Consider the following 23,362-nt stretch of genomic DNA (forward strand, 5'->3'; position numbering starts at 1 on the left):
TCGCTCGGGTCTGTGCCCCCGGACACCCTCTTGGACTCCTCTTCGCATCCAACCATGCCCGGTCGGACGCTCGCTCCTTACCCATGGGTTACCCAGCACGACCAGGGGTCAGACCACCTCGTGACAGGACGCGCGCCAGAGATTCGACCACCTCGGGCTGGTAGTCGTGGCCGGTGCCGAGGCGCAGCCGCTCCAAGGCGCTGAGCGGCCCCGTCGCCCCTCCGGGGCTCCCCGAGCCCGCCCCGGCGAGGTCGTCGTACGCGTTGACGGCGCGGACGATCCGGGCCGGGAGGGGCTGTTCGCGGTACGGATCGGCCTGCCGCTCCACGACGATCGCGACCGCCGGCGGGACCCCGGTCTGGCGTACGACGGCCCCGCCGAGCAGCGCGATCCGCCGCTGCTCGGTGACCGGCAGCAGGGCGGTCGCGCCGTCGGGCACGGGGTCGACGAGCGACAGCTGGCCGATGTCGTGCATCAGCGCGGCGTACTCCAGGACGGTCAGCTCGGCCCCGGAGAGCCCCATCTCGCGGCCGACCGCGCGGCTGAGTTCGGCGACCCTGTGCGCATGGCCGTGGCGGGTGTAACCGGCGATCTCGGTGGCGCGGGCGAGCGAGGCGATGGTCTGCCCGTAGGTCGTACGGACCGCCGCGTAGCGCCGGAACGACAGCTGCGTCAGCAGCAGCGGCACACAGAAGACGGGCAGCGCCCAGAGCCCGGCCACGGCGACGCCAAGGGCCATCACCGCACCGGTCGCGCAGACGGCCGAGCCGATGCCGATGAGGGCGCGCAGTTCGTCGCGGAGCAGCGGACCGTACGGATGGTGGGTGCGGGCCCGCAGCATCAGCGCGGCAAGGACCGCGTCGCACAGGGCGGTCAGGATCAGTAGGAGGAGGAGCAGGAGGGCGTAGTACGGGCCTTCGCCGACCCGCTTCCCCAACTCGCCCGAGGCGATGAGCGGCTGGAAGCAGACGGCGGCGAAGGCGACGGTGAGCACGCGGCGGGTCACATGGTCGAGCACGGGGCCGCGACCCCGCGCGAGGTGCGGGACGGCTCCGACGAGGACCGCCGCGACGACGACCGCGACGGTCTGGAGGACACCGTGCTCCACGGGGCGGCCCGCGCTCTGCCCGAGCATGGCGTACGCGAGGGCTCCGGCGGCCCCGAGGGGCGCGGGCTCGCGTTCGCCCGGGAGGGCGCCCCGGCGGACGAGCTCACCGATGGCGACGAGGACGCCGAAGGCGAGGGCGTTGCGGGGCTCGGTGATTCCGTGCCAGAGGGTGGACCAGAGGCCGAGGGCGGTGAGCGTGAGCGCGGCGCCGTGGACGGCGAGGAGGGTGAGCGCGGGGCGAGGGGACCCGGCGTGGGGGCCGGCGGGGGCGTGCGGGGCGGTCATCCGCCGCCGCCGGCGGTGCCTGGGCGGTCAGTGACCGGTGCCGTACGGGAGCCGTCCTGCGGACGGGGTGGCGGGACGTTTTTGCAAGCGGCGGGGGCGCGGCTCCCGGTCGGTGCGGAAAGCAGCGCCGCCGCTGCCACGGCGGGCATCTTCGGGGACAGGTCCGAGGGCTCCCGGGGCTCGGCCGGTACCGCGTGCGTCTCGTCCGAGGTGACAGCCGTCTGCCAGCCGTACCGGTCCAGCGCGCTGACGAGCGCCCCCACCATCCGCGGGTCGAACTGGCTGCCCGCGCACCGCCGCAGCTCCGCCACCGCCGTCGCCACGGGCCGCGCTCGCCGGTAGGACCGGGTGGACGTCATCGCGTCGAAGGCGTCCGCGACGGCGACGACCCGTGCGAACTCGGGGATCTCGGCCCCCGCCAGGCCGTACGGATAGCCGCTGCCGTCGAGCCGTTCGTGGTGGTGCAGGATCGCCAGCCGGGCCTCCCCGAGGAAACCGATTCCGCGCACGATCTCGTGGCCGTACTCGGGATGCAGCTCGATGACGCGCCGCTCCTCCGGTGTCAGCGGGCCGTCCTTGCGCAGCACGCGCGTGGGGACGCCGAGCTTGCCCACGTCGTGCAGGATTCCGGCGAACCGGAGCACCTCCAGGCGCTCGTGGTCCATCCCCAGCTCACCGGCGATCATCGCCGACGCCCGCCCGACGCGTTCGCTGTGGCCGCGCGTGTACCGGTCCTTGATGTCGACGGCCTGCACGAGTGCCCTGATGGTCGCCTGATGGGCGGCGCGCTCGCGGTGGTACTGCGCGAAGACCCAGCAGGAGATGTACACCGGCAGCAGTACGAAGAGCGCGGAGAGCGGGCCGTACGGGCTGCGCCAGAGCACGGCCATCATCAGCCCGGCCAGGGCGTGCGCGCCGTACGGCGCGAGGGAGCGCGGCAGCAGGCCGCGCCAGGCCGTGCGGACGGACTGCCGTTCGGCGGTCACGAGGATGCCGCCGTCGAGCGCGCTCAGGACCAGACAGAAGGCGAGCGCCCCGGCCCCGGCGGGCAGCAGGGCGTACGGGAAATCGGGGACACCGGGGGTGTCGTGGCCGGGGTGCGCGGTGCCGCCGAGCGCGGCCGGGCCGGCGAGGAGCCGGTGGGCCAGGGAGGCGGCCCAGGTGGCGATGGCGAGCCGCGCGGCGCGCCACACGCGGCGGACCCCGGCCGGCCGCCGCGTCACCCGACCCCCGAGCCCGCCGGGAACGGCCACGAGCGCCGCGGCGGCGGGCGGCAGCAGGAACGCCGCGGCGAGCAGTACGGGGAAGAACGATCCGGTGACGACGGGCACCGAGCCGCGTACCGGCCTCCCCGGGAAGCGGCAGCGGGCGGGGGCCTCGCAGAGCGCGTACAGCGTGCCCAGGAGCAGGGCGGCGGGCCAGAGACTGTCCGGGCCCGCGGCGGAGAAGGGACGTAACGCGGGCAGGGTGAACGCGGGAAGCACGCACGCGAGCGCCGCCAGCACGGCGCAGCAGATGTACGCGCGTGCCGCTCCCGGAATGGCCCTCACCGCGCCTTCACCCAGCCCTCACCAATTGACACCGGCTCGAAACAAGGGGTCAGGCTAGCCAGTTGGGCAACGTGCTCATGGGCCTACGGCGACGATTAGCACCATCGGGTGACGCGCACCTAAACGCACGCGGGGCGCGCCGCGATGTGCACGGCGCGCCCCGTAGGCGTGCTTCTGATGCGAGCGGCCCGTGGAGGGCGGCGCCGGCCCAACTACTCGCCGGCGGTGGCCGTCCGGTCCGTGTCGACGGCGGTCACGTCCCGCTCGGGCACGGTGTGGCCGGCCCGGATGAGGTCGATGCGTCCCATCACCTTGGCCCGCAGGTCGGTCGGGACGTCGTCATGTCCGCAGCACCGCTTGACCAGCTTCTTCACGGCCTGTTCGAGGCCGTACTTCTCCAGACACGGAGAGCACTCGTCGAAGTGCTCCTCGAACTTCGTGCAGTCCTTGTCCGGCATCTCACGGTCGAGATACTCGTAAAGATGGTCAAGGACCTCTGAGCAATCCGTCTCGTGCGGCTCTCCGCAACTCATGAGCCCGAGCCTTTCCGATCATCCGACGACTCTCCGGCACCGGCCGGGGCAAGCCCGCGCTCGCGGGCGTAGCCCTCAAGCATGCCGCGCAGTTGACGCCGGCCACGGTGCAGTCGCGACATCACCGTACCGATGGGTGTCCCCATGATGTCCGCGATCTCCTTGTACGCAAAGCCCTCTACATCGGCGAGATACACCGCGATGCGGAACTCCTCGGGAATCGCCTGGAGCGCTTCCTTCACGTCGGAGTCGGGAAGGTGGTCGAGCGCCTGGGACTCCGCGGAGCGCAGACCGGTCGACATGTGGGACTCGGCGCGCGCCAGCTGCCAGTCCTCGATCTCCTCGGCGGCGCTGCGCTGGGGCTCACGCTGCTTCTTGCGGTACGAGTTGATGAAGGTGTTGGTGAGGATGCGGTACATCCACGCCTTGAGGTTGGTGCCCTCACGGAATTGGTGGAAGGAGCCGTACGCCTTGGCGTAGGTCTCCTGCACGAGATCCTCGGCATCGGCCGGGTTGCGCGTCATGCGCAGGGCGGCCGAGTACATCTGGTCGAGATAGCCGAGTGCGTCCCGTTCGAATCGGGCGTTGCGCTCGGCGGCTGACTCTTCCTTGTGGCCGTCGTCGGTCCCTGTGTCGGTCCCAGTGACCGGACCCACCTCCTCCAACGCTGCGGCAGGCCCGAAGGCGGACCCACTCGAATCGGAGAATAGTCGACCTTGTGCCGGGGCGGGCTTCGTGGCCGCCTCGGCCGACGACCGGACAGGCGTGGTCCTGGGTGCCGAGAGCACCGTCCACTCCACTTCGGTGGCGTGCGACCGGGCGGGGCAGATGGTCGAACCCATGCGACGGACTCCCTTTCCAGGATCTGTGTACCGACATCTCGCACAACAGCCGTCGCCCACCGCACATTCCCAGGTGGTCGAACACGCTCTGTCAGCGGGCCGACTGTGACCGGATCCACTTGCCGACGCCGTCGGTGATCACGGTCAGGGCCTCGTCCTGGGTGAGCGTGGCCCGCTTGGGGACGTTGAAGGAGTGATCCCCGTACGGCACCTCGATCAGCTCGTAACCACCGTCGGGACGCCCGCCCGGGAGCTGTGCGGGGAATTCGCCGGGTTTCCCGAAGGGGTCGTTGCCGCCCTGGACGACGAGGGCCGGCACCCCGGCACCGAGCAGTTCGTCGGCGCGACTCTTCTCGGGCCTGCCCGGCGGGTGCAACGGGAAGCTCAGCGCCAGTACGGCGTGGGCGCCCAGCTCCCGCGCCGTACGGCAGGCCACCCGCGCCCCGGCACTGCGTCCGCCCGCGACGACGGGCAGGCCGGGCCTCGCCAGCGCCGGCCAGAGTGCCCGCCAGCCGGTGTCGAGGGTCTTCGGCGCGGGGGCGAGCTTCTTCCCGGCCACCCGCCAGGGCTGCTCGACCAGGGCCACGGTCACTCCGAGCGGCGGCAGGGCGGCGGCCAGCGCCTGGAGGTCCCGCGCCTCGATACCGCCGCCCGCGCCGTGGCCGACGGCGAGGACGAGACGCGCCGCTGTCCCCTTCTCAGGAGGGTGCCAGGTGATACGGGCGTCGCCCGCGGGGGTGTCTACGATCTCGCTCCGCATGACACCAGGATCACATCGGGGAGGCCCTGCGGCCCGCTTCTCACGGGCACGCGCCGGGCTCACCGGCGCGTCCTCCTCAAGAAGGCGCTCAGAAGAGGGTGCTCTCCTCGGGCGCCGCCAGCTCCTCCAGCAGCTCCGGACCGTTGTTCCGTACGTTGCTGACCGCCGTCGCCACGGGATAGGCCCGCATCAGCCCTTCCGGCGGCGGAGCCAGCAGCTCACGCAGGTCGTCCAGGTCGGTACGGGCCGGATCGAGCCAGGCGTCCCACCGGTCGGGCGTCAGCATCAGCGGCATCCGGGGGTGGATGTCGGCGAGCGAGGACGGCCCCTCGGCCGGGGCCACGCCGAGCGGACCGGTCTCCGCCTCGGTCGTGATGACCGAGCAGGTCACCCACCAGGCGTTCGGGTGGTCGTCGGGCAGGGTCTTGTCGCGCCAGAACTCGAACAGTCCGGCCATGGCCATGACCGACCCGTCGGCCGGGGTGACGAAGTAAGGCTGCTTGCGGGGCCGCTTCTTCTTGCCCTTCTCCTCCAGCTGCCGTTCCTCGGGGGCGGTGACCCACTCGTAGTAGCCGTCGGCCGGTATCAGACAGCGCCGGGAGGTGAAGGGGCGCCGGAAGGACGGCTTCTCGTGCACGGTCTCCGCACGCGCGTTGATCATCCGGGCGCCGCCCTCGGGCGTCTTGGACCAGGAGGGCACGAGCCCCCACCTGAGCGTGCGGAGCTGGCGTACGGGGGCGGGATCGTCGGCGCCCTTCACCGGGCGCTCCAGGACCACGTACACCTCTTTGGTAGGTGCCACGTTCCAGTCGGCGGCGAGGATCTCCTCCGGCTCCCACTTCTCGACCTCGAAGAGACCGGCGAGATCCTCCGGCTTCCGGCTCGCCGCGTACCGACCGCACATGCTCAACCACTCCTCGACCTGCCGACGTACTGGCGCCGGGTCACGCTACCGACACGCCACCAACCCTGGCAGATTGTCCGCCGTCCCGTGGGTGCCGTCGATCCCGCAGGTGTGCCGCCGGTCCGGAACGCCTGTCGGGGCTGGGGAGAACCCCAGCCCCGACAGGGACACACGTCAGCTCGACTCCGACCGGATCAACGGATGTTGACGTCGATGCAGGAGTAGAACGCCATCGGGGTGTCGGCGATGTTCCAGACGGCCAGGACCTTCTGGTTGCCGCGGATGCTGCCGAAGTTGACGTTGTGGCTCACGGTGGCGCCGGGCGTGGCACCGCCGTCGTTGAACTCGGCGACCTTGGTGTTGCCGACGAAGTACTGCCAGGTCGTCGTGCGGTGCCGTGCCGTCAGCGTCCAGTTGAACGTCTGGTTGACGCCGACGTTGGAGCGCCGCCAGCCCTTGTTGTCGTCGTTCAATTCGGCGAACCTCGCGAGCCCACCGTTACAGCTCTTCAGACCCTTCGGGCCCTCGACGCTCTGCGGCTCCCACTTGATCTCGCCGCAGGAGACGACGCCGGTCTTGCACTGGTCCTGCCGGCTGGCGGGCGAGTTGATCCAGCCGTGTGCGGAAGCCGCCGGGGCGGGGAGGGTGACGGCGATGATCGGCGCGACCGCCGCACTCAGGACAAGGGCGAGACGAGTTTTCTTGTGCATGACAACTCCTTCGTGGTGACGCCCGACGGGACCGGCGCCTGGAGACGCGGACAGCCGGGGCCCGTTGCGGACTCACTGCGTGTGGGGAACTCGCGAAGGTGCACGAACAGTTGCATCGACAGCCGTAGAGGTCCGGTGACGGTCCGGTGGAGCGCTGTCGCGGATCTATCAGTACTCGAATGTTCTACTAGGTCTAGACCATGGCAGCCGCTCTCGGGTGTCGTCAAGACTTGAACTGCCCTTGACCGCAGGTGGCTTGAATGCCTCTGTCCGCTGTGCGGGGGTCCCGGCTCCGCGCACAAGTGCCACACTGCGACGACGCACATCCTCCTAAGGAGCCGCCCGAGCGATGATCAGCACCGACTCCAGCGGCCTCGCGGCCGCCTCGATAGCCGATCTGTGGGATCGCGTCTTCGGCACCCAGCCCGTCCCCGAGGACTGGCTGGTGATCGCGACCGCCGTCGTCGCGCTCGTCGCCGTCGGACCGCGGCCCCTCTGGCGGCTGTCCCGCAACGCCGTCACCATCGCCCACGAGGGCGGGCACGGCCTCGTCGCCCTTCTCACCGGCCGCAAGCTCGACGGCATCCGGCTGCACTCCGACACCTCGGGCCTCACCGTCAGCCGCGGCAAGCCCACCGGCATCGGCATGATCCTCACCGCGGCGGCCGGCTACACGGCGCCGTCGCTGCTGGGCCTCGGCGGAGCCTGGCTGCTCACCGCGCACCACATCACGCTGCTGCTCTGGCTGGCCACCGCCCTGCTGCTGGTGATGCTGGTCATGATCCGCAACGCGTACGGGGCGCTCACCGTCATCGTGACGGGTGCCGCCTTCCTGCTGATCTCGTGGTTGACGAGCCCCACCGTGCAGGCCGCTTTCGCGTACGCCGCTGTCTGGTTCCTCCTCCTCGGCGGCGTACGGCCGGCCTTCGAGCTCCAGTCCAAGCGGCGACACGGCGGCGCCCCCGACTCCGACGCCGACCAGCTCGCACGCCTGACGCATGTGCCGCCGGCGATGTGGCTGTTCCTCTTCCACGCCGTCTCGCTGTGCTCGCTGATCGGCGGAGGGACCTGGCTGCTGGGCCTGTAGGACGGGCGGGGAGCCTCCGGGAACCGGCCGGGCGCTCCATACCACCTTCGTATTACGCCCCGATTTCAACGTATTTGATCGGGATCGCGGTCGTTGTGCAGCCATTAAAGTAAAGGCCATGACCGAAAGCGCCGTGCACCCTGCCCTCTGGCCCGCCCCTTACGCGAGCGGGGCCGTCGAAGCGACGGTCACCGTGCCCGGTTCGAAATCGGTCACGAACCGTGGCCTCGTCCTCGCCGCGCTCGCCGCCGAAACCGGCTGGCTACGCCGGCCCCTGCGCTCACGCGACACCCTCCTGATGGCGGACGCCCTGCGCGCGATGGGCGTCGGCATCGAGGAGACGGTCTCCTCCAGCTCGGTCGCCGCGGGCTCCATGACCCCCGCACGCGGCGCGGGCGGCCCGTCGTTCACCGGTGAGGCCTGGCGGATCTTCCCCAACGGTCTGCACGGCCCCGCCACGGTCGACGTCGGCAACGCCGGCACGGTCATGCGCTTCCTGCCGCCCGTCGCGACCCTCGCCGACGGCCCCATCCACTTCGACGGCGACCCCCGCTCCTACGTACGCCCGCTCCACGGCGTCATCGACGCGTTGCGCGCCCTCGGCGCCCGGATCGACGACGAGGGGCGCGGATCGCTCCCGCTGACCGTGCACGGCGGCGGCGCGCTGGACGGCGGCACCGTCGAGATCGACGCCTCCGCGTCGTCGCAGTTCGTCTCCGCGCTGCTGCTCTCCGCCCCGCGCTTCAACCAGGGCGTCGAGGTACGGCACGTGGGCGCCACCCTCCCGTCGCTGCCCCACATCCGCATGACCGTCGACATGCTGCGCGGCGTCGGCGCACAGGTCGACGAGCCGGAGACGGGCGGCGAGCCGAACGTGTGGCGGGTCTCCCCCAGCGCGGTGCTCGGCCGCGATCTGACCGTCGAGCCGGACCTCTCCAACGCCCAGCCGTTCCTCGCCGCCGCCCTCGTGACCGGCGGCCGGGTGACCGTACGGGACTGGCCCACCCGCACCACGCAGCCCGGTGACGCGCTGCGCCGGATCTTCACCGAAATGGGCGGTTCCTGCGAACTGACCGCGCAGGGGCTCAACTTCACGGGCTCCGGCCGGATCCACGGTATCGACCTCGACCTGAGCGAGGTCGGCGAACTGACCCCCGGCATCGCCGCCGTCGCGGCGCTCGCCGACGGGCCGTCCACCCTGCGCGGCGTCGCCCATCTGCGGCTCCACGAGACGGACCGGCTGGCCGCCCTCACCAAGGAGATCAACGAGCTCGGCGGCGATGTCACCGAGACCGCCGACGGTCTCCACATCCGCCCGCGCCCCCTGCACAGCGGTGTCTTCCACACGTACGACGACCACCGCATGGCCACGGCGGGCTCGATCATCGGCCTCGTCGTCCCCGGTGTCGAGATCGAGAACGTCGCGACAACCTCCAAGACCCTGCCCGATTTCCCGCGTATGTGGACCGAGATGCTCGCGGGAGCGGGAGCCTGACGCGATGCGGCGCTACGGCAAGAACCCGGACGAGGACGACATCCGCTCCCGCCCCAACCCCAAGGGCAACCGACCGCGCACCAACATCCGCCCCAAGCACGAGGACGCGGCCGAGGGAATGGTGCTGACCGTCGACCGCGGCCGGCTGACCTGTCTGGTGGGCGAGACCGTCGTCCTGGCGATGAAGGCGCGGGAGCTGGGCCGCAAGGCCGCCGTGGTCGGCGACCAGGTGTGGCTCGTCGGGGACCTCAGCGGCAAGAAGGACACACTGGCGCGCATCGTACGGATCGAGAAGCGCCGCTCCGTACTGAGGCGCACGGCGGACGACGACGACCCGTACGAGCGCGTGATCGTCGCCAACGCCGACCAACTCGCCGTGGTGACCGCGCTCGCCGACCCCGAGCCGCGGCCCCGGCTGATCGACCGCTGTCTGGTCGCGGCGTTCGACGCGGGCCTCGAACCGCTGCTGATCCTCACCAAGTCCGACCTGGCGTCGGCGGACGAACTCCTGGAGACCTACCGGCCGTTGGGTATCCGATACGTCGTCACGCGACGGGACGAACTGGACACGGGCGAGGCGGCCGACCGCGTACGCGAGTACCTCGCGGGCCGTATGACCGCGTTCGTCGGGCACTCCGGCGTCGGCAAGACGACCCTGGTCAACGCGCTCGTGCCGGACGACCGCCGGCGGACGACCGGCCAGGTCAACGCGGTCACCGGGCGCGGCAGGCACACCACCACCTCCGCGCTCGCGCTGCCTCTGGAGAAGGCGGACGGCTGGGTCATCGACACTCCGGGCATCCGTTCCTTCGGCCTGCACCACGTCGATCCGTCGCGCGTCATCCTGGCCTTCCCGGATCTTGTCCCGGGGACGGAGAACTGCCCGCGCGGGTGCGGCCACGACGAACCGGACTGCGCGCTCGACGCGTGGGTGGCCGAGGGGCACGCCGACCCGTCGAGGCTCGACTCACTGCGCCGTCTGCTCTCCACCCGGGAACGACGCGAGGGCGACTGATCCCGCCATGTTTGACCGTTGCGAGCCTTGGCGAGTGCATAAACTCACCAAGTCTTGGCAAGGTCTAGCAAGGGTTGCCAAACGCCCACGAACGACGCGGTCACCGATGCGGGAGGCACTAACGATGGCGTGGCTGCTGGTCGTGGTCGCAGGGCTGCTGGAGACGGGCTTCGCCGTCTGTCTCAAGCTCTCCCACGGGTTCACCCGGCTCTGGCCGACGATCGCCTTCGCGGTTTTCGCACTCGCCAGCTTCGGTCTGCTGACCCTCTCCCTCAAGAAGCTCGACGTAGGACCGGCGTACGCGGTGTGGACGGGCATCGGCGCGGCCGGTACGGCGATCTACGGGATGGTCTTCCTCGACGACCTGGTCTCCACGCTGAAGATTGTCTCGATCTCGCTGGTCATCATCGGCGTCATCGGCCTCCAGCTCTCGGGCTCGTCCCAGCACTGACCCCCGCGATCGGGCCGGCGACGGCCGCGCGCACCAGACGCCCGACGGGCTCGCCGTCGGGCGCGACGACGTGGGCGAGGGCGAGCCGTACGGCCAGTTCGCAGCGGAAGGCCAGCTCGGCGGAGTCGTCCTTCGTACGGAGGAGGGGCTCGGGGGCCCGGAGCGGGGCGGCGGGGCGGCCGTCCTCGAATCGGGCCTGCTCGGGCCGGAGCTGATCGGCCCGGAGCTGGTCCGGCCGCGCGTGCTCCGGTCTGCGGTGCTGCGCCGTACGTCCCCGCTCGGCCCGCGCCTGTTCCGCCCGCGCCTGCTCGACGCGCGCCCGCTGCACCCGGCCCGCCTGCACCCGCAGCGGCTCGGTGCGCGGCGCCCCACCCTGGTCCGTACGGCCCCGGCGGTCCCCCCGCCCCGGGTCCAGCGCGGCCACGGCCCGGTTCCGTACCGCCGCCACCAGATCCGCCGGAGCGGGCGGCCCGGCGTCCGCGCGGCGCTGTGCGGGCGCGCCGCCCGGAGGGGCCGCGGGGCGTACGGGACGGGGCGCCGGATGGCGGTCGGTCCAGCAGTCGGTGAGCAGGGCCCGCAGCAGGGGTCTGGAGCGCGCCTCGGCCACGGTCCACTCCGCGACCGACACCAGCCGGTCCACGGGGTCGGCGGGCTCGGTCAGCAGCCGCTCGACGCCGTGCAGATAGAGGTCGGCCTCCCGCCGTACCAGGGCGCGGGCGAGACCGTCCTTGCTGCCGAACTCGTTGTACAGGGTCTGCCGCGAGACCCCGGCGGCCGACGCGACGTCGACCATCCTGACGGCGGACCAGGACTGGTCCGCGAGCGCCGAAAGAGCGGCATTGAGTAGGGCTTCACGCGCTGTAGGCATCGGTGCCTCCCGGGCCGTTCGGCTCCGCACTCAGAGTTGACGCAGCCTCGCGCGCTGTCAAGAGGACCCGGAGCCGGTCCGGCTGCCCATGGGCCGTAGCCCGATCTTGGACGCTGTCGATACTGTGACGACCATGCCCGATTACCACGATGATCTGCGACTCGCCCATGTCCTCGCGGACGCCGCCGACGCCGCGACGATGGACCGGTTCAAAGCCCTCGACCTGAAGGTCGAGACCAAACCGGACATGACCCCGGTGAGTGAGGCCGACAAATCGGCCGAGGAGCTGATCCGCGGCAATCTCCAGCGCGCCCGGCCCCGTGACGCCGTACTGGGGGAGGAGTACGGGATCGAGGGCACAGGGCCGCGCCGCTGGGTGATCGACCCGATCGACGGCACCAAGAACTACGTACGAGGCGTGCCCGTCTGGGCGACGCTGATCTCCCTGATGGTGGCGGGCGAGGGCGGCTACGAGCCGGTGGTCGGCGTGGTCTCCGCGCCCGCGCTGGCACGCCGCTGGTGGGCGGCCAAGGGCGGCGGCGCGTATTCGGGCCGCAGCCTCTCGTCGGCGACCCGGCTGCGGGTCTCGAAGGTCTCGCGGGTCGGGGACGCCTCGTTCGCGCACTCGTCACTGAAGGGCTGGGAGGAGCAGGGCCGCCTCGACGGGTTCCTGGATCTGACCCGGGCCTGCTGGCGTACGCGCGGGTACGGCGATTTCTGGCCGTACATGATGGTCGCCGAGGGTTCGGTGGACATGTGCGCGGAGCCGGAGCTCTCGCTGTGGGACATGGCGGCGCCGGCGATCATCGTGCAGGAGGCGGGGGGCCGGTTCACGGGCCTGGACGGGCGCTCCGGGCCGCACAGCGGCAACGCGGCGGCGTCGAACGGGGTGCTGCACGAGGAGCTGCTCGGTTATCTGAACCAGCGCTACTGACGACGGCGCGATTCACGCCGCGCGATTCCCGACGGGACTGCTGACGCCCACCCTCGGCCGGGCGTCGCCGCCGCCTCCGGGAAATTAATTCCCGGGGCGATGGGCCATTCGGGGGACCCGGAGCCCTTGGGGCACCCGGGGCGTACGTCTCTGATCACCGCGCGCCGGGTACATCGCACCGCCCGCCCCCTTGTTGACGGACCGTGGCGGTGTCACTCTGAAAGTCCCCCCACTTGTGAACTTGTGAATCCGTTCTCCAGCAGAGGGACCGGTTCACCGAGGAGGTGGCTCCATCCATGCTCGTCCGTGACGCCATGAGCACGGTGGTCCTCACCATCGGGCCCACCCATACACTCCGCCAGTCCGCGCAGCTGATGGCGGCACGCCGGGTCGGCGCCGCCGTGGTGCTCGACACCGAAACCAGCGGGCTCGGGATCATCACCGAGCGTGACATCTTGATCTCGATCGGCGCCGGGCAGAATCCCGAGGTCGAACTCGCCGGCACACACACCACCACGGAGGTCGTGTACGCCTCACCGGTCTGGACCCTGGAGGAGGCGGCCGAGGCGATGACGCACGGCGGCTTCCGCCATCTGATCGTCTGCGACGACCGGGAGCCGGTCGGCATCGTGTCCGTACGCGACATCATCCGCTGCTGGGCACCGGCGAGGCGCCGCCCGACGGCGCTGACGGGCTGAGCCGACGAGACATCCGGGAGCAACGGTGGAGGCCGGATCCGTCCCGGAACCCGGCCTCCACCCCTTCATCGGCGAGGGCCGTCAGCCGCGCAGGGCCTGGACCGCGGTGTCGAGCCGCTTGCCGAAGTCTCCGTCCGCCTGACGGAAGTTGTTGATCGCGCGCTCGGCGATGTCGTCGCGTGAGACCTTCGAGATGAACTGGGCGAGGTTGTCGACCAGTCGCGCCTTCTCGTCCTCCGACATCAGCCGGTAGAGGTTCCCGGCCTGCACGAAGTCGTTGTCCTCGGCGTGGCTGGGGGCCTCGGTGTTGCCGGTGGCGCCGGTGACCGGGGTGGGCTGCCAGAGCGGCCTGTCCGTCTGGAAGGGGCCGCCGAAGCTGTTCGGCTCGTAGTTCTTGGCGCCCTTGTGACGGCCGTCGTACAGGAAGCCGTCACGGCTGTTCGTACGTGCCTCGGTGGCGTGCGGACGGTTCACCGGCAGGTGGTCGGCGTTGATGCCGACGCGGTAGCGGTGGGCGTCGCCGTACGCGAAGAGACGGCCCTGGAGCATCTTGTCGGGCGAGGGGCCGATGCCGGGCACGAAGTGCGCCGGGCTGAAGATCGACTGCTCGACCTCCGCGAAGATGTTCTCCGGGTTGCGGTTGAGCTCCAGCTTGCCGATCTCGATCGGCGGGTAGTCCTCGTGCGGCCAGACCTTGGTCAGGTCGAACGGGTTGAAGCGGTAGTTGGCCGCCTCCGCCGCCGGCATGACCTGGATCTGCACGGTCCAGGACGGGAACTCCCCGCGCTCGATGGACTCGCGCAGGTCGCGCTGGTGGCTGTCCGGGTCCATGCCCGAGAGCTGGTTGGCCTCGTCGGTGGTGAGGGTCTTGATGCCCTGGTCGGTCTTGAAGTGGTACTTGACCCAGAAGACCTCACCGGCCTCGTTGTTCCACTGGTACGTGTGGGAGCCGTACCCGTTCATGTGGCGCAGCGTGGCGGGGATGCCGCGGTCACCGAACAGCCAGGTCACCTGGTGCGTCGACTCGGGGCTCAGACCCCAGAAGTCCCATACGTTGTCAGCCTCCTGGCTGCCCGTGTACGGGTCGCGCTTCTGGGTGTGGATGAAGTCGGGGAACTTGATGGCGTCCTTGATGAAGAACACCGGGGTGTTGTTGCCGACGAGGTCGTAATTGCCCTCCTCGGTGTAGAACTTCAGCGCGAAGCCGCGCGGGTCGCGCACGGCGTCGGCCGAGCCGAGGTTGCCGGCGACTGTGGAGAAGCGCAGGAAGGTCTCGGTCTGCTTGCCGACCTCGGAGAGGAACTTGGCACGCGTCCACTGCGAGACATCGCGGGTCAGCGTGAAGGTGCCGTACGCCCCGGCGCCGCGTGCGTGGACGATCCGCTCCGGGATGCGCTCGCGGTTGAAGTGGGCGAGCTTTTCGAGAAGAGCCTGATCCTGAACCAGAACGGGACCGCCGGAGCCCGCCGTCTCGCTGTTCTGGTTGTCGGCCACCGGCGCGCCGGCCTCCGTGGTGAGCGGTCCCTGCGTCACGTGCGCCTCCTGCGTCATACCTGCTGAACCTGTCGCTCGGCGATTGCCTGTAGCGATCCTACGATGGACTTTGTCTAAGTCAAGTAAGGATCCAACTCCACACTCGTTCAGGATCTGGGCGGCTTCACTGTTAAGCTGACCCCCATGAGTGACCTGTTGGAACGACTTCGCGAACGCGGCTGGCGGATGACCGCACAGCGACGCGTGGTGGCCGAGGTCCTCGACGGGGACCACGTACACCTCACGGCGGACGAGGTGCACGCGCGCGCCGTCGCCAGGCTCCCCGAGATCTCCAGGGCGACCGTGTACAACACGCTGGGCGAGATGGTGACGCTCGGCGAGATTCTTGAGGTCTCAACGGACCGGCGCGCGAAAAGATACGACCCGAACGCCCACCGGCCGCACCACCACCTCGTCTGCGCGCACTGCGGCACGATCCGCGACGTGCACCCGACGGGCGATCTGCTGGCCGACCTGCCGACGACGGAGCGTTTCGGTTTCGCGATCTCGGACGTGGAAGTGACGTACCGGGGCACCTGTCCCAACTGCGCCCAGGCCTGAACCCACCTCGCACGGCCCCGTAGCCGTGAACACGGCCTTCATGGCCCTCATGGCCCGCGAACATGACGAAGGCCCGGATCCTGATCAGGATCCGGGCCTTCGTCCTTCTGAGTAGCGGGGACAGGATTTGAACCTGCGACCTCTGGGTTATGAGCCCAGCGAGCTACCGAGCTGCTCCACCCCGCGTCGGTGAACTCGACATTACGTCACCCCGTCGACCAGCGCAAATCCCTGTTTCGGCGCCCGGCCGCCGACCGGCCGGCCCGTCGAGCCGCGGTCGCCCGACGGCGACCGCGGCTCACGCGGTCAGCTCCTGGTGCAGCGCCTCGCGCAGCCGCGCGGCCCGCTCGGTGACCTCGGACGGTCCCAGCTCCACCGCGCGGGCGCACCACCTCTGCCCCTCGGCCAGCTCCCCGCGCCGGGCCGCGAGCAGCGCGAGCCGCAGCGCCGCGCGCCCATGGCCGGCCTGCGCCGCGCGGGACCACCAGAGCGCCGCCTCCCGCTCGCTGCCCTCGCGGGCCAGCAGCAGCCCCAGGTTGAAGGCGCCGTTACGGCTGCCCGCCTCGGCCGCCTCCCGGTACCAGCGCGCCGCGTCCGTCATGTCGCCGCGGCCCGCGGCGAGCATCCCGACCCTCACCTGGGCACGCCGGTGACCGTGCTCGGCCGCGCGCTCGTACCACTGCTCGCACTCGGTCTTCTCCGGCTGCGCCTCACCGAGCGCCGGCGCGCCCGCCGGCGGCTGCCGCGCGTCCAGCACCGTCGCCAGCCGGAAGGCCGCCTCGGCGCTGCCGCCACCGGCGGCGCAGCGCAGATGCCGCTCCGCCGCCTGCTCGTCACCGTCCCTGAGACACGCGATGCCCACCTGAAGGGCCGCTTCCGTATGCCCGGCCGCCGCTGCCCGCTCGTACCAGACCAGGGCCGCACGGTCGTCGTCACGGCCCGCGTGCAGGATGCCCAGGTTGAACGCGGCGTCGACGCTGCCCGCCTCGGCGGCCTTGGAGAACCACGGCTCGGCGCCCGTCGGATCCCCGGCCTGGAGGAGCAGCACGGCGAGGGCGTTGGCCGCCTCGCGGTGGCCCGCGTACGCGGCCCGGCGATACCACTGCTCGGCCTGTGCCGTCCGCTCCTGGGCCGTGCAGAGCAGCCCGAGGTTGTAGGCGCCGTTGACGTCGCCCGCGTCCATCGCCGCCCTGTACCAGCGCTCGGCGGTCTGCTGCTCTCCGCGCGCGGCGTGGAGCGCGCCGAGCGCGTTGGCGGCGTTGCCGTCGCCGTCCTGCGCGGCGCGCAGCCACCACACGGCGGCGCTCTCCTCGTCACCGGCGTCGCGCAGCAGGAAGCCGAGGGCGCAGGCGGCCCGCGCCTCGCCGTCCTGAGCGGCCGTCAGATACCAGCGCCCGGCCTCCTTCAGCTCACCGCGGCCCTCCAGGATCGCGCCGAGGTGCAGCGCGGCACGGCGGTGCCCGCGCGTGGCCGCCTGCCGGTACCACTGGGCGGCCTCGGCCAGCAGAGACTGCCCGGCGTCGGCCTCGGCGCCGGGGCCCGTACCGGGACCGGCCCCCTCGATGCCGACGACGCCGACGGCGGCCCCGCGCACACCGGAGTCCGCGCTGTCGCCCGTACGGTCGCGCCCGGCCTTGCCGGTGATGACCGCGCGAACGGTGTTGCCGGTACGCGCGGCCTGGCGCGCCCGCCGCTCCAGTGCCCGCGCGAGACGGTACGAGGCCTCCCGGTGCCCCTGCTCGGCGGCGGCCCGCAGCCACCGCTCCGAACCGACGTCGCTGCGGTGCTCCAGCAGATCGGCGAGCGCGTAGGCGCCCAGCGCGTGCCCCTGCTCGGCGGACTGCCGCAGCCAGTACTCGGCGGCGGGCTCGTCGCCCTGCTCGCGGTAGTGCCTGCCGAGGGCGTGAGCGGCCGCGGCCGAGCCGGCGACAGCGGCGACCCGCCACCAGCCCGACGCCTCTTCGGTGTAACCGCGCTGGTGAAGGAGGACACCCAGGTTGTTGGCGGCGGCGCGGTCGCCCCCGGCGGTCGCGGAGCGCAGGTAGTTCTCGGCGGAGTCGAGGTCACCGCGGCGCAGCAGCAGCGCCCCGAGCACACTCATCGACGCGACATCGCCGCCGTCGGCGGCACGCCGGTGGCGCGCCTCCGTCTCGGCGTCGGCGCTCTCCGTGGGGCCGCCGACCGGTATGGCACCGGTCGCGCCCTTGGAATTCTCGGCCTCGGCGGAACTGTCTACCTGTCGCTGTACAAACCGCCCTGTCTCCAACAGAGTTGCCCTGTCCCCCATAAAATCCATCGTTGCACCACCTGTTACCCGCGTACACCTGGTATATCGCGGCCACCAAGGTCACTTCAGCGTTTTGTCGACATGCCCACAGAGAGACAACTCAAACGCCTCTCCGGTCAACTCCCCACCGCCACCACCCACTTCACCGGACAGGCTGTCACGGACCGGACACGAACAGGTACGACGGCATCACAACACAGAGCGAAGGCCCGGATCCTGATCGGATCCGGGCCTTCGCTTCGACAGTAGCGGGGACAGGATTTGAACCTGCGACCTCTGGGTTATGAGCCCAGCGAGCTACCGAGCTGCTCCACCCCGCGTCGTTGTGTCCCAACCGTACCACGACGCGGGGTTGTTACTGATCAGCTGCTGTCGTCGCTACCGCCCGCCGGAGGCTTGGCCGGCGTGTCCGTGGACGCCTCCGCCCCGGCCGCGCGCGCCAGGGCGTCCTGGAGGGCCTCCTGGGCCTTCCCGTACGCCACCCAGTCCTGCTTCGCGAGGGCGGCCTCACCGTCGGTGTACGCCTTCTGCGCGTCGGCGATGGCCTTCTTGAGCGCGGCGTCACCGGTGGCCGGCGGCGTCGTCGTGTCGTCGTCGCCCGGTGGCTGCGTCTCGGGTGGTGGCTCGGCACCGTCGACACCGAACACCGCGTTCAGCGCCTCGGACAGACTGTCCTTGAAGACCGGCTTGCCTCCGTAGGAGACGGCGATCTTCTTCAGCAGCGGATAGTTGGCGCTGCCGCCTCGGGCGTACACCGGCTCGATGTACAGGAACCCTCCGCCGAGCGGCACCGTCAGCAGGTTGCCGTACTCGATGTCCGAGTCGGTGCCTCTCAGGTTCCGCACGAACTCGGCGACTTCGGGCACGCCGTTCAACTCGCTCTGTACCTGTTGTGGTCCCTGGACCGTGGAGGTCACTCTCAGAACTCTGATGGTGCCGTAGTCCTTGCTGGTGGCATCGGCGTCCACCGCCATGAACGCCCCGAGATTGGGACGTCCGTTGGGTGTGAACGTCGTCGTCAGCGAGAACTTCTGGGCCGACTGCCCCGGCATCTTCAGACTCAGGTAGTACGGCGGGACCGCACTGCTGTCCTTGTTCGTCGGGTCGTCGGGCACCTGCCACGCGTCGGAGCCGCTGTAGAACTGGGCGGCGTCCGTGACGTGGTAGCGGGTGAGCAGCTCACGCTGGACCTTGAACATGTCCTGCGGGTAGCGCAGGTGGGCCAGCAGCTCCGGGTTGATGTCCGACTTCGGCTTCACCGTGTTCGGGAAGGCCTTCATCCAGGTCTTGAGGACCGGGTCCTCGGTGTCCCACTGGTACAGGTTGACCGAGCCGTCGTACGCGTCGACGGTGGCCTTCACCGAGTTGCGGATGTAGTTGACCTGGTTCTGCTGAGCGACGACCGCGCGCTGGTTGTTGGTCAGCGAGTCGGCCGTGGTGTCGCCCAGCGTCGTACGGGACGCGTACGGATAGCCGTTCGTCGTGGTGTAGGCGTCGACGATCCACTTGATCCTGCCGTCGACCACGGCGGGGTAGGCGTCGCCGTCGATGGTCAGCCAGGGTGCGACGGCCTCGACGCGCTCCTTCGGGGTGCGGTTGTACAGGATCCGCGAACCCTCACCGATGGCGCCCGAGTAGAGCATCTGCGGCTCGCTGAACGCCACGGCGTACGCCGCGCGGTTCACCGGATTGGAGAGATCGACACCGCTCTTGCCCTTGTAGCTGGTGGTGTTCTCACCGTTCTTCTCGTAGTCGAGCTCCTTCTGCGGGCCGCCCACGATCGAGTACTGCTGGGTCTTCTCGCCGTAGTAGATCCGCTGCTCGTACTCGCCGAGCTGGCCGGTGGTCGGCAGTCCGGACTCGGTGAAGTCGGGCGCGCCGATCGTGCCGTCGTTCTCGTTGGTGACCGTCCCGGTGCCCTTGGACGCGATCGCTCCGTACCCATGGGTGTAGGTGAAGTGGTCGTTGATCCAGTTGCGCTTGGGGATACCGGTGATGTTCAGCTCGCGCAGACCGATGACCGTGTCCTGCGGCTTCTTGTCCGGGCCGAGGTAGCGGTCGACGTCCAGCGTGTCGGGGAACTGGTAGTACTTGCGCTCCTGCTGGAGCTGCTGGAAGGCGGGCGAGACGACGTTGGGGTCGACCAGGCGGTAACTGGCGGCCGAATCGGCGGCCTCGCGCTGCTGCGACTTCTGGTCGGGGTCGCCCTTGCCGGAGTAGTCCGTCACATCGGCGTTGTCGATGCCGTACGCGGCGCGTGTGGCGTCGATGTTCTTCTCGATGTACGGGGCTTCCTTGGCCTGCTCGTTCGGCTGGACCTGGAACTTCTGCACGATCGCCGGGTAGAGGCCGCCGATCAGGATGGCGGACAGGACCATCAGACCGAAGCCGATCACCGGCAGCTGCCAGGTGCGGCGCCAGAGCGTCGCGAAGAACAGCACGGCGCAGATGGCGGCGATGCAGAACAGGATCGTCTTCGCCGGCAGATAGGCGTTGGCGTCGACGTACCGCAGACCCGTCCAGTTGCCGGTCGCCTTGAAGTCACTCGCCTTGACCGCGAGTCCGTACCGGTCGAGCCAGTACGCCACGGCCTTGAGCGAGACGAACACACCGAGCAGCACCGAGAGATGACCGGTGGCCGCGCCCGTCGCACGCGCGCCGGGGCTGGTGACGCGCAGCCCTCCGTACAGATAGTGGGTCAGCGCGGCGGCGATCAACGCCAGTACGACGGCGGCGAAACCGAAGCCGAGCATGAAGCGGTACCAGGGCAGGTCGAACGCGTAGAACTTCACGTCCATGTGGAACTGCGGGTCCTTCTGGCCGAAGGACACACCGTTGACCCACATCAGCCACGTACGCCACTGTCCGGAGGCGGACGCTCCGGCGATCAGCCCGACCAGGGCGGTGATCCCGAGCAGCACCCACTTCTTGTACGGGGCGATGCCCATCCGGTACCGGTCGAGGCTCTGTTGCTCCAGCGACATCGCGCTCAGCGGCGGACGCAGCCGGTGCGCCAGCCAGATGTTCACGCCGACGGCTGCCGCCATCAGCAGACCGAAGACCGCGAACAGGCCGATCTTGGTCCAGAGGGTGGTGGTGAAAACGGACGAGTATTTCACCGAGCGATACCAGAGCCAGTCGGTCCAGAACCCCGCGAACATGACGAACATCATGGCCAGAACGGCCAGAATGCCCAGTGTCATGAGCAGGGTCCGGGCACGTCTGGACGGCCGGCCCACTCTGATCCGTGGCCCGGTCGGGCCTCCGCCGCGGTCCGGCATCTGGAAAGCCAACGTGCGCACCTCGAAGTTCGCGGTCGTGTGAAGCAGCTGAATCAGCGTCTGTAAGCGGGCCCAAGCGATCGTAGGGCCCACTCATGCAACTTACTGAGGCTTTACCTAGTTCCCGCACGGGGGTCGGAAGGAGGCAGGATGTTGGCCATGTCCAACCTTTCCCCCAACTCTTCCTCCGCGTCCTCGTCCGACGAGCCTCCTTCGGCGTCGGGCCCGGTCGCCTCGACCCCCATCACCCGTGCGGTGCTGGAGATCGACGAATACGCCTCCGGCCTGGGCTGGGACCAGCCGGCGAGGCTCTTCGCGCTCGTCGACACGGCCCGACTGCGCACCGACGAACCGGAGCTGGCCACCCAGCTCGGTCTCGACGAGGGCTCGACACCCGCCCCGCTCACGCCCGTCGAGCAGGACGAGATCCCCGCGGGCACTCCGCTCGACGAGTTCCTCGCCACGATCGCCTGGCCCGGCGCGGTGGCGGGCTGCGCGATCACGGTGGAGCGCCTGATGCTGCCGCCGTCCGCCGAGGCGTCGGTGCCCGAAGGGCTCGACGAGTCAGCGCTCGTGGACTGGGTGGCCGCCCACCCGGACCGTCAGGAGGTACGGATGACGGTCGCCGTTCTGCGTGACGGGACGCGGGACTCGGCGCTGCGGCTGCGTGAGAAGGACTCACCGACGCAGGTACTGACCGGCGCCGGCCTGGTCCCGGGCCTCGCCGAGGCCCTGGCCGCGACCTTCGAGGCGTAACGGCCGCCTGACCTCGATCGCCGGACGGGGCCGCACCCGCGGCCCCGTCCGGGGAATGATCGAACCCACTGTCTCCGACCGGCTCGCTCCGGCCGACTCGCTCCGGCCGGCCCCGGCTACTTCGTCGAACAGCTCGGCAGGGTGTCCGTGTCGCCGCCCTTGATCTTCTCCAGGGACGCCGCCGCGTCCTTGATGTTCTTCACGCGCACCAGCGTGAGGCCCTCCGGGATGTCGGAGGCGGCGGCCGAACAGTTCTCGTCCGGTGTGAGGAAGTACCGCGCGCCCGCGTCCCGGGCGCCGACGAGCTTCATCCCGATCCCGCCGATCGGCCCGACCTTGCCGTTGTCGTCGATCGTGCCGGTGCCCGCGACGAACTTGCCGCCCGTGAGATCGCCGGGCGTGATCTTGTCGACGATCCCGAGCGCGAACATCAGACCGGCACTCGGCCCGCCCACGTCGGCCAGCTTGATGTCGATCTCGAACGGGAACGTGTGGTCCGTCCCGGCCTGGATGCCGACGATGGCGCGGTCGTCGCCCTCGTCCGACTTCACCGTCTTGATCGTCACCTTCTCGGTGCCCTCGGGCTCCTTGCCTGCCTTCTCGGCCGCCTGGGCGACCTTGGCCGGGATGATGGTGAACTCGACGTCCTCGCCCGGCTGGTGCTTGGTGACGATCTCGGCGACGTCCGGCGGCGCCTCGACGGTCCTGCCGTCCACCGCCTTGATGACGTCACCGGCGTGCAGTGTGCCGTCGGAGGGGCTGTCCTTGACGACCGCGGAGACGACGACCCGCGACGTGACGGGGATGTTCTCCTCCTTCAGGGCCGCGACCTTCGCGCTCTCCTGGGACTGGCTGAACTCCTCGGCGTTCTCCTGAGTGGACTGCTCTTCCGTCTTGCCGTCCGGATAGAGCGTGTTGTGCGGCACCACGATGTTGTCGTGCGACAGCCAGCCGTAGACCGCCTCGACCACATTCATCTTGTAATCCGCGCCGGTGACCCTGACGGTCGTCATATTGAGATGACCGGACGTGGGATAAGTCTTGCGGCCGGAAATCTGGAGCACCGGCCCACCATTCGCGTCGCCGAGTGTGTTCACGGTCGGACCGGGACTCATCTCCGCGTACGGAACGCGGATGAACACTCCCGCACAGAGCAGCGCGATGAGGACGAGGGTGGAGGCGAGCATCGTCGCGGTGCGGCGTGGCATGGAACGACAGTACGGGAAGGGTCCGTCAGTGCACCCTCGGGGCCGGTCCGTACGGGGCCGGGCCTGGGCCCGGCGCGTGGCCGGACGGGCGGGCGGTCAGAGACGCCGACCGGACCGGCGAGGGTGCGGGCGGCTCGCGTCAGGTGGCGTCCGTCGTGGCGGGGTGGGACTTCGCCATCGCGTCACGGAAGCGCGCGTAGCCGGCGAGTTCGGCTACATCTCCGGTGGTCCGGTCTCTTGAAACCCAGCTTCCCCATATCGCCGCGCCGATGGCGGCGAAGAGCGGAATCAGCAACCAGGCAAGCGCGGCCATCCCGACCTCCTTACCCATGTGTGAGTGCGAAACGAGTGATCAGCAGATTAGCCATCTGCTGCTTCAACGCTGCTGGCAGGGGTGCGGTTACGCAAATCGGGCCACATGGGAACAGAGGGCGACGCGGCGGTGATGTAAACGGTGCGGAAGCGGTGTGGAAGCGGTGTGGAAGCGGTCTGGAAG

At 70.1% G+C, this 23,362-nt stretch carries 20 protein-coding genes, 2 tRNA genes and 1 pseudogene; 8 read left to right on the forward strand and 15 right to left on the reverse strand.

What is annotated here, in order from left to right:
- Positions 1-88: 88 nt before the first annotated feature.
- From ACIBBB_RS16610 to ACIBBB_RS16640, 7 genes are all read right to left on the reverse strand, one after another.
- Positions 89-1,393, reverse strand: a complete 1,305-nt coding sequence (locus ACIBBB_RS16610; protein WP_398982452.1) for an HD-GYP domain-containing protein — start codon at positions 1,391-1,393, stop codon at positions 89-91.
- Complete coding sequence (locus ACIBBB_RS16615) at positions 1,390-2,943, reverse strand: HD-GYP domain-containing protein (protein WP_398982454.1); 1,554 nt, start codon at positions 2,941-2,943, stop codon at positions 1,390-1,392. The genes ACIBBB_RS16610 and ACIBBB_RS16615 overlap by 4 nt, the downstream gene beginning before the upstream one ends.
- A gap of 212 nt (positions 2,944-3,155) precedes the next feature.
- The gene (rsrA, locus tag ACIBBB_RS16620) at positions 3,156-3,476 is read right to left on the reverse strand and encodes a mycothiol system anti-sigma-R factor (protein WP_189105560.1); all 321 of its coding nucleotides are present in this window, start codon (positions 3,474-3,476) and stop codon (positions 3,156-3,158) included.
- A complete protein-coding gene (locus ACIBBB_RS16625) occupies positions 3,473-4,132 on the reverse strand; it encodes a sigma-70 family RNA polymerase sigma factor (protein ID WP_398982456.1) in 660 nt (219 codons plus the stop codon). Before ACIBBB_RS16625 ends, rsrA begins: the two co-directional genes overlap by 4 nt.
- A gap of 277 nt (positions 4,133-4,409) precedes the next feature.
- Positions 4,410-5,078 (reverse strand): alpha/beta family hydrolase, encoded by a 669-nt coding sequence (locus tag ACIBBB_RS16630; RefSeq protein WP_398982458.1) that lies wholly within the window; start codon positions 5,076-5,078, stop codon positions 4,410-4,412.
- Between the two features lie 88 nt (positions 5,079-5,166).
- Entirely contained in the window at positions 5,167-5,982 is an 816-nt protein-coding gene (locus ACIBBB_RS16635; protein WP_398982460.1) for an SOS response-associated peptidase, read from the reverse strand.
- Between the two features lie 194 nt (positions 5,983-6,176).
- Positions 6,177-6,692, reverse strand: a complete 516-nt coding sequence (locus ACIBBB_RS16640) for a lytic polysaccharide monooxygenase auxiliary activity family 9 protein (RefSeq protein ID WP_398982462.1) — start codon at positions 6,690-6,692, stop codon at positions 6,177-6,179.
- A gap of 349 nt (positions 6,693-7,041) precedes the next feature.
- Here ACIBBB_RS16640 and ACIBBB_RS16645 point away from each other — a divergent pair, with 349 nt between their 5' ends.
- From ACIBBB_RS16645 to ACIBBB_RS16660, 4 genes are all read left to right on the forward strand, one after another.
- Positions 7,042-7,779 carry a M50 family metallopeptidase gene (locus ACIBBB_RS16645; protein WP_398982464.1) on the forward strand — a complete coding sequence of 246 codons (738 nt, stop codon included), beginning with the start codon at positions 7,042-7,044 and terminating at the stop codon, positions 7,777-7,779.
- A 118-nt stretch (positions 7,780-7,897) separates the two neighbouring features.
- Positions 7,898-9,274, forward strand: coding sequence for a 3-phosphoshikimate 1-carboxyvinyltransferase (aroA, locus tag ACIBBB_RS16650; protein WP_398982466.1), 1,377 nt, complete (start codon positions 7,898-7,900; stop codon positions 9,272-9,274).
- A 4-nt stretch (positions 9,275-9,278) separates the two neighbouring features.
- Complete coding sequence (rsgA, locus tag ACIBBB_RS16655) at positions 9,279-10,289, forward strand: ribosome small subunit-dependent GTPase A (RefSeq protein ID WP_398982468.1); 1,011 nt, start codon at positions 9,279-9,281, stop codon at positions 10,287-10,289.
- Positions 10,290-10,413: 124 nt separating this feature from the next.
- The gene (locus tag ACIBBB_RS16660) at positions 10,414-10,740 is read left to right on the forward strand and encodes a multidrug efflux SMR transporter (RefSeq protein ID WP_189105567.1); all 327 of its coding nucleotides are present in this window, start codon (positions 10,414-10,416) and stop codon (positions 10,738-10,740) included.
- Positions 10,741-11,152: 412 nt separating this feature from the next.
- On the opposite strand, the pseudogene ACIBBB_RS16665 reads toward ACIBBB_RS16660, so the two are convergent.
- Positions 11,153-11,608: pseudogene (locus ACIBBB_RS16665) on the reverse strand (TetR/AcrR family transcriptional regulator); the annotation flags it as partial.
- A gap of 133 nt (positions 11,609-11,741) precedes the next feature.
- Between ACIBBB_RS16665 and hisN the strand changes: the two are divergent.
- Together hisN and ACIBBB_RS16675 are read left to right on the forward strand one after the other, a co-directional pair.
- On the forward strand, positions 11,742-12,542 hold the full coding sequence (gene hisN / locus ACIBBB_RS16670) for a histidinol-phosphatase (RefSeq protein WP_329381866.1): 801 nt from the start codon (positions 11,742-11,744) through the stop codon (positions 12,540-12,542).
- A gap of 296 nt (positions 12,543-12,838) precedes the next feature.
- On the forward strand, positions 12,839-13,240 hold the full coding sequence (locus ACIBBB_RS16675) for a CBS domain-containing protein (RefSeq protein WP_329381869.1): 402 nt from the start codon (positions 12,839-12,841) through the stop codon (positions 13,238-13,240).
- Between the two features lie 81 nt (positions 13,241-13,321).
- On the opposite strand, the gene ACIBBB_RS16680 is transcribed toward ACIBBB_RS16675, so the two are convergent.
- Positions 13,322-14,791 (reverse strand): catalase, encoded by a 1,470-nt coding sequence (locus ACIBBB_RS16680; protein ID WP_398982471.1) that lies wholly within the window; start codon positions 14,789-14,791, stop codon positions 13,322-13,324.
- 126 nt (positions 14,792-14,917) lie between these two features.
- Between ACIBBB_RS16680 and ACIBBB_RS16685 the strand changes: the two genes are divergently transcribed.
- Positions 14,918-15,334, forward strand: coding sequence for a Fur family transcriptional regulator (locus ACIBBB_RS16685; RefSeq protein ID WP_398982473.1), 417 nt, complete (start codon positions 14,918-14,920; stop codon positions 15,332-15,334).
- Between the two features lie 112 nt (positions 15,335-15,446).
- Here the strand turns inward: ACIBBB_RS16685 and ACIBBB_RS16690 are convergent.
- The 4 genes from ACIBBB_RS16690 to ACIBBB_RS16705 all read right to left on the reverse strand — a co-directional run bounded on the left by ACIBBB_RS16690 (position 15,447) and on the right by ACIBBB_RS16705 (position 20,902).
- A tRNA-Met gene (locus ACIBBB_RS16690) sits at positions 15,447-15,520 on the reverse strand.
- A gap of 112 nt (positions 15,521-15,632) precedes the next feature.
- Positions 15,633-17,630 carry a tetratricopeptide repeat protein gene (locus tag ACIBBB_RS16695; protein ID WP_398982474.1) on the reverse strand — a complete coding sequence of 666 codons (1,998 nt, stop codon included), beginning with the start codon at positions 17,628-17,630 and terminating at the stop codon, positions 15,633-15,635.
- Positions 17,631-17,867: 237 nt separating this feature from the next.
- Positions 17,868-17,941: transfer RNA gene (locus tag ACIBBB_RS16700), tRNA-Met, on the reverse strand.
- A gap of 42 nt (positions 17,942-17,983) precedes the next feature.
- Positions 17,984-20,902, reverse strand: a complete 2,919-nt coding sequence (locus ACIBBB_RS16705; protein ID WP_398982784.1) for a UPF0182 family protein — start codon at positions 20,900-20,902, stop codon at positions 17,984-17,986.
- Positions 20,903-21,052: 150 nt separating this feature from the next.
- On the opposite strand from ACIBBB_RS16705, the gene ACIBBB_RS16710 reads away from it, so the two are divergent.
- Positions 21,053-21,658, forward strand: a complete 606-nt coding sequence (locus tag ACIBBB_RS16710) for a PPA1309 family protein (RefSeq protein ID WP_398982477.1) — start codon at positions 21,053-21,055, stop codon at positions 21,656-21,658.
- Between the two features lie 116 nt (positions 21,659-21,774).
- Here the strand turns inward: ACIBBB_RS16710 and ACIBBB_RS16715 are convergent, their stop codons facing one another.
- Positions 21,775-22,866, reverse strand: a complete 1,092-nt coding sequence (locus ACIBBB_RS16715) for a PDZ domain-containing protein (protein ID WP_398982479.1) — start codon at positions 22,864-22,866, stop codon at positions 21,775-21,777.
- Between the two features lie 139 nt (positions 22,867-23,005).
- The gene (locus ACIBBB_RS16720; RefSeq protein WP_398982481.1) at positions 23,006-23,179 is read right to left on the reverse strand and encodes a hypothetical protein; all 174 of its coding nucleotides are present in this window, start codon (positions 23,177-23,179) and stop codon (positions 23,006-23,008) included.
- Positions 23,180-23,362: the final 183 nt, after the last annotated feature.

The organism is Streptomyces sp. NPDC051217, assembly GCF_044455465.1.
GTDB lineage: Bacteria > Actinomycetota > Actinomycetes > Streptomycetales > Streptomycetaceae > Streptomyces.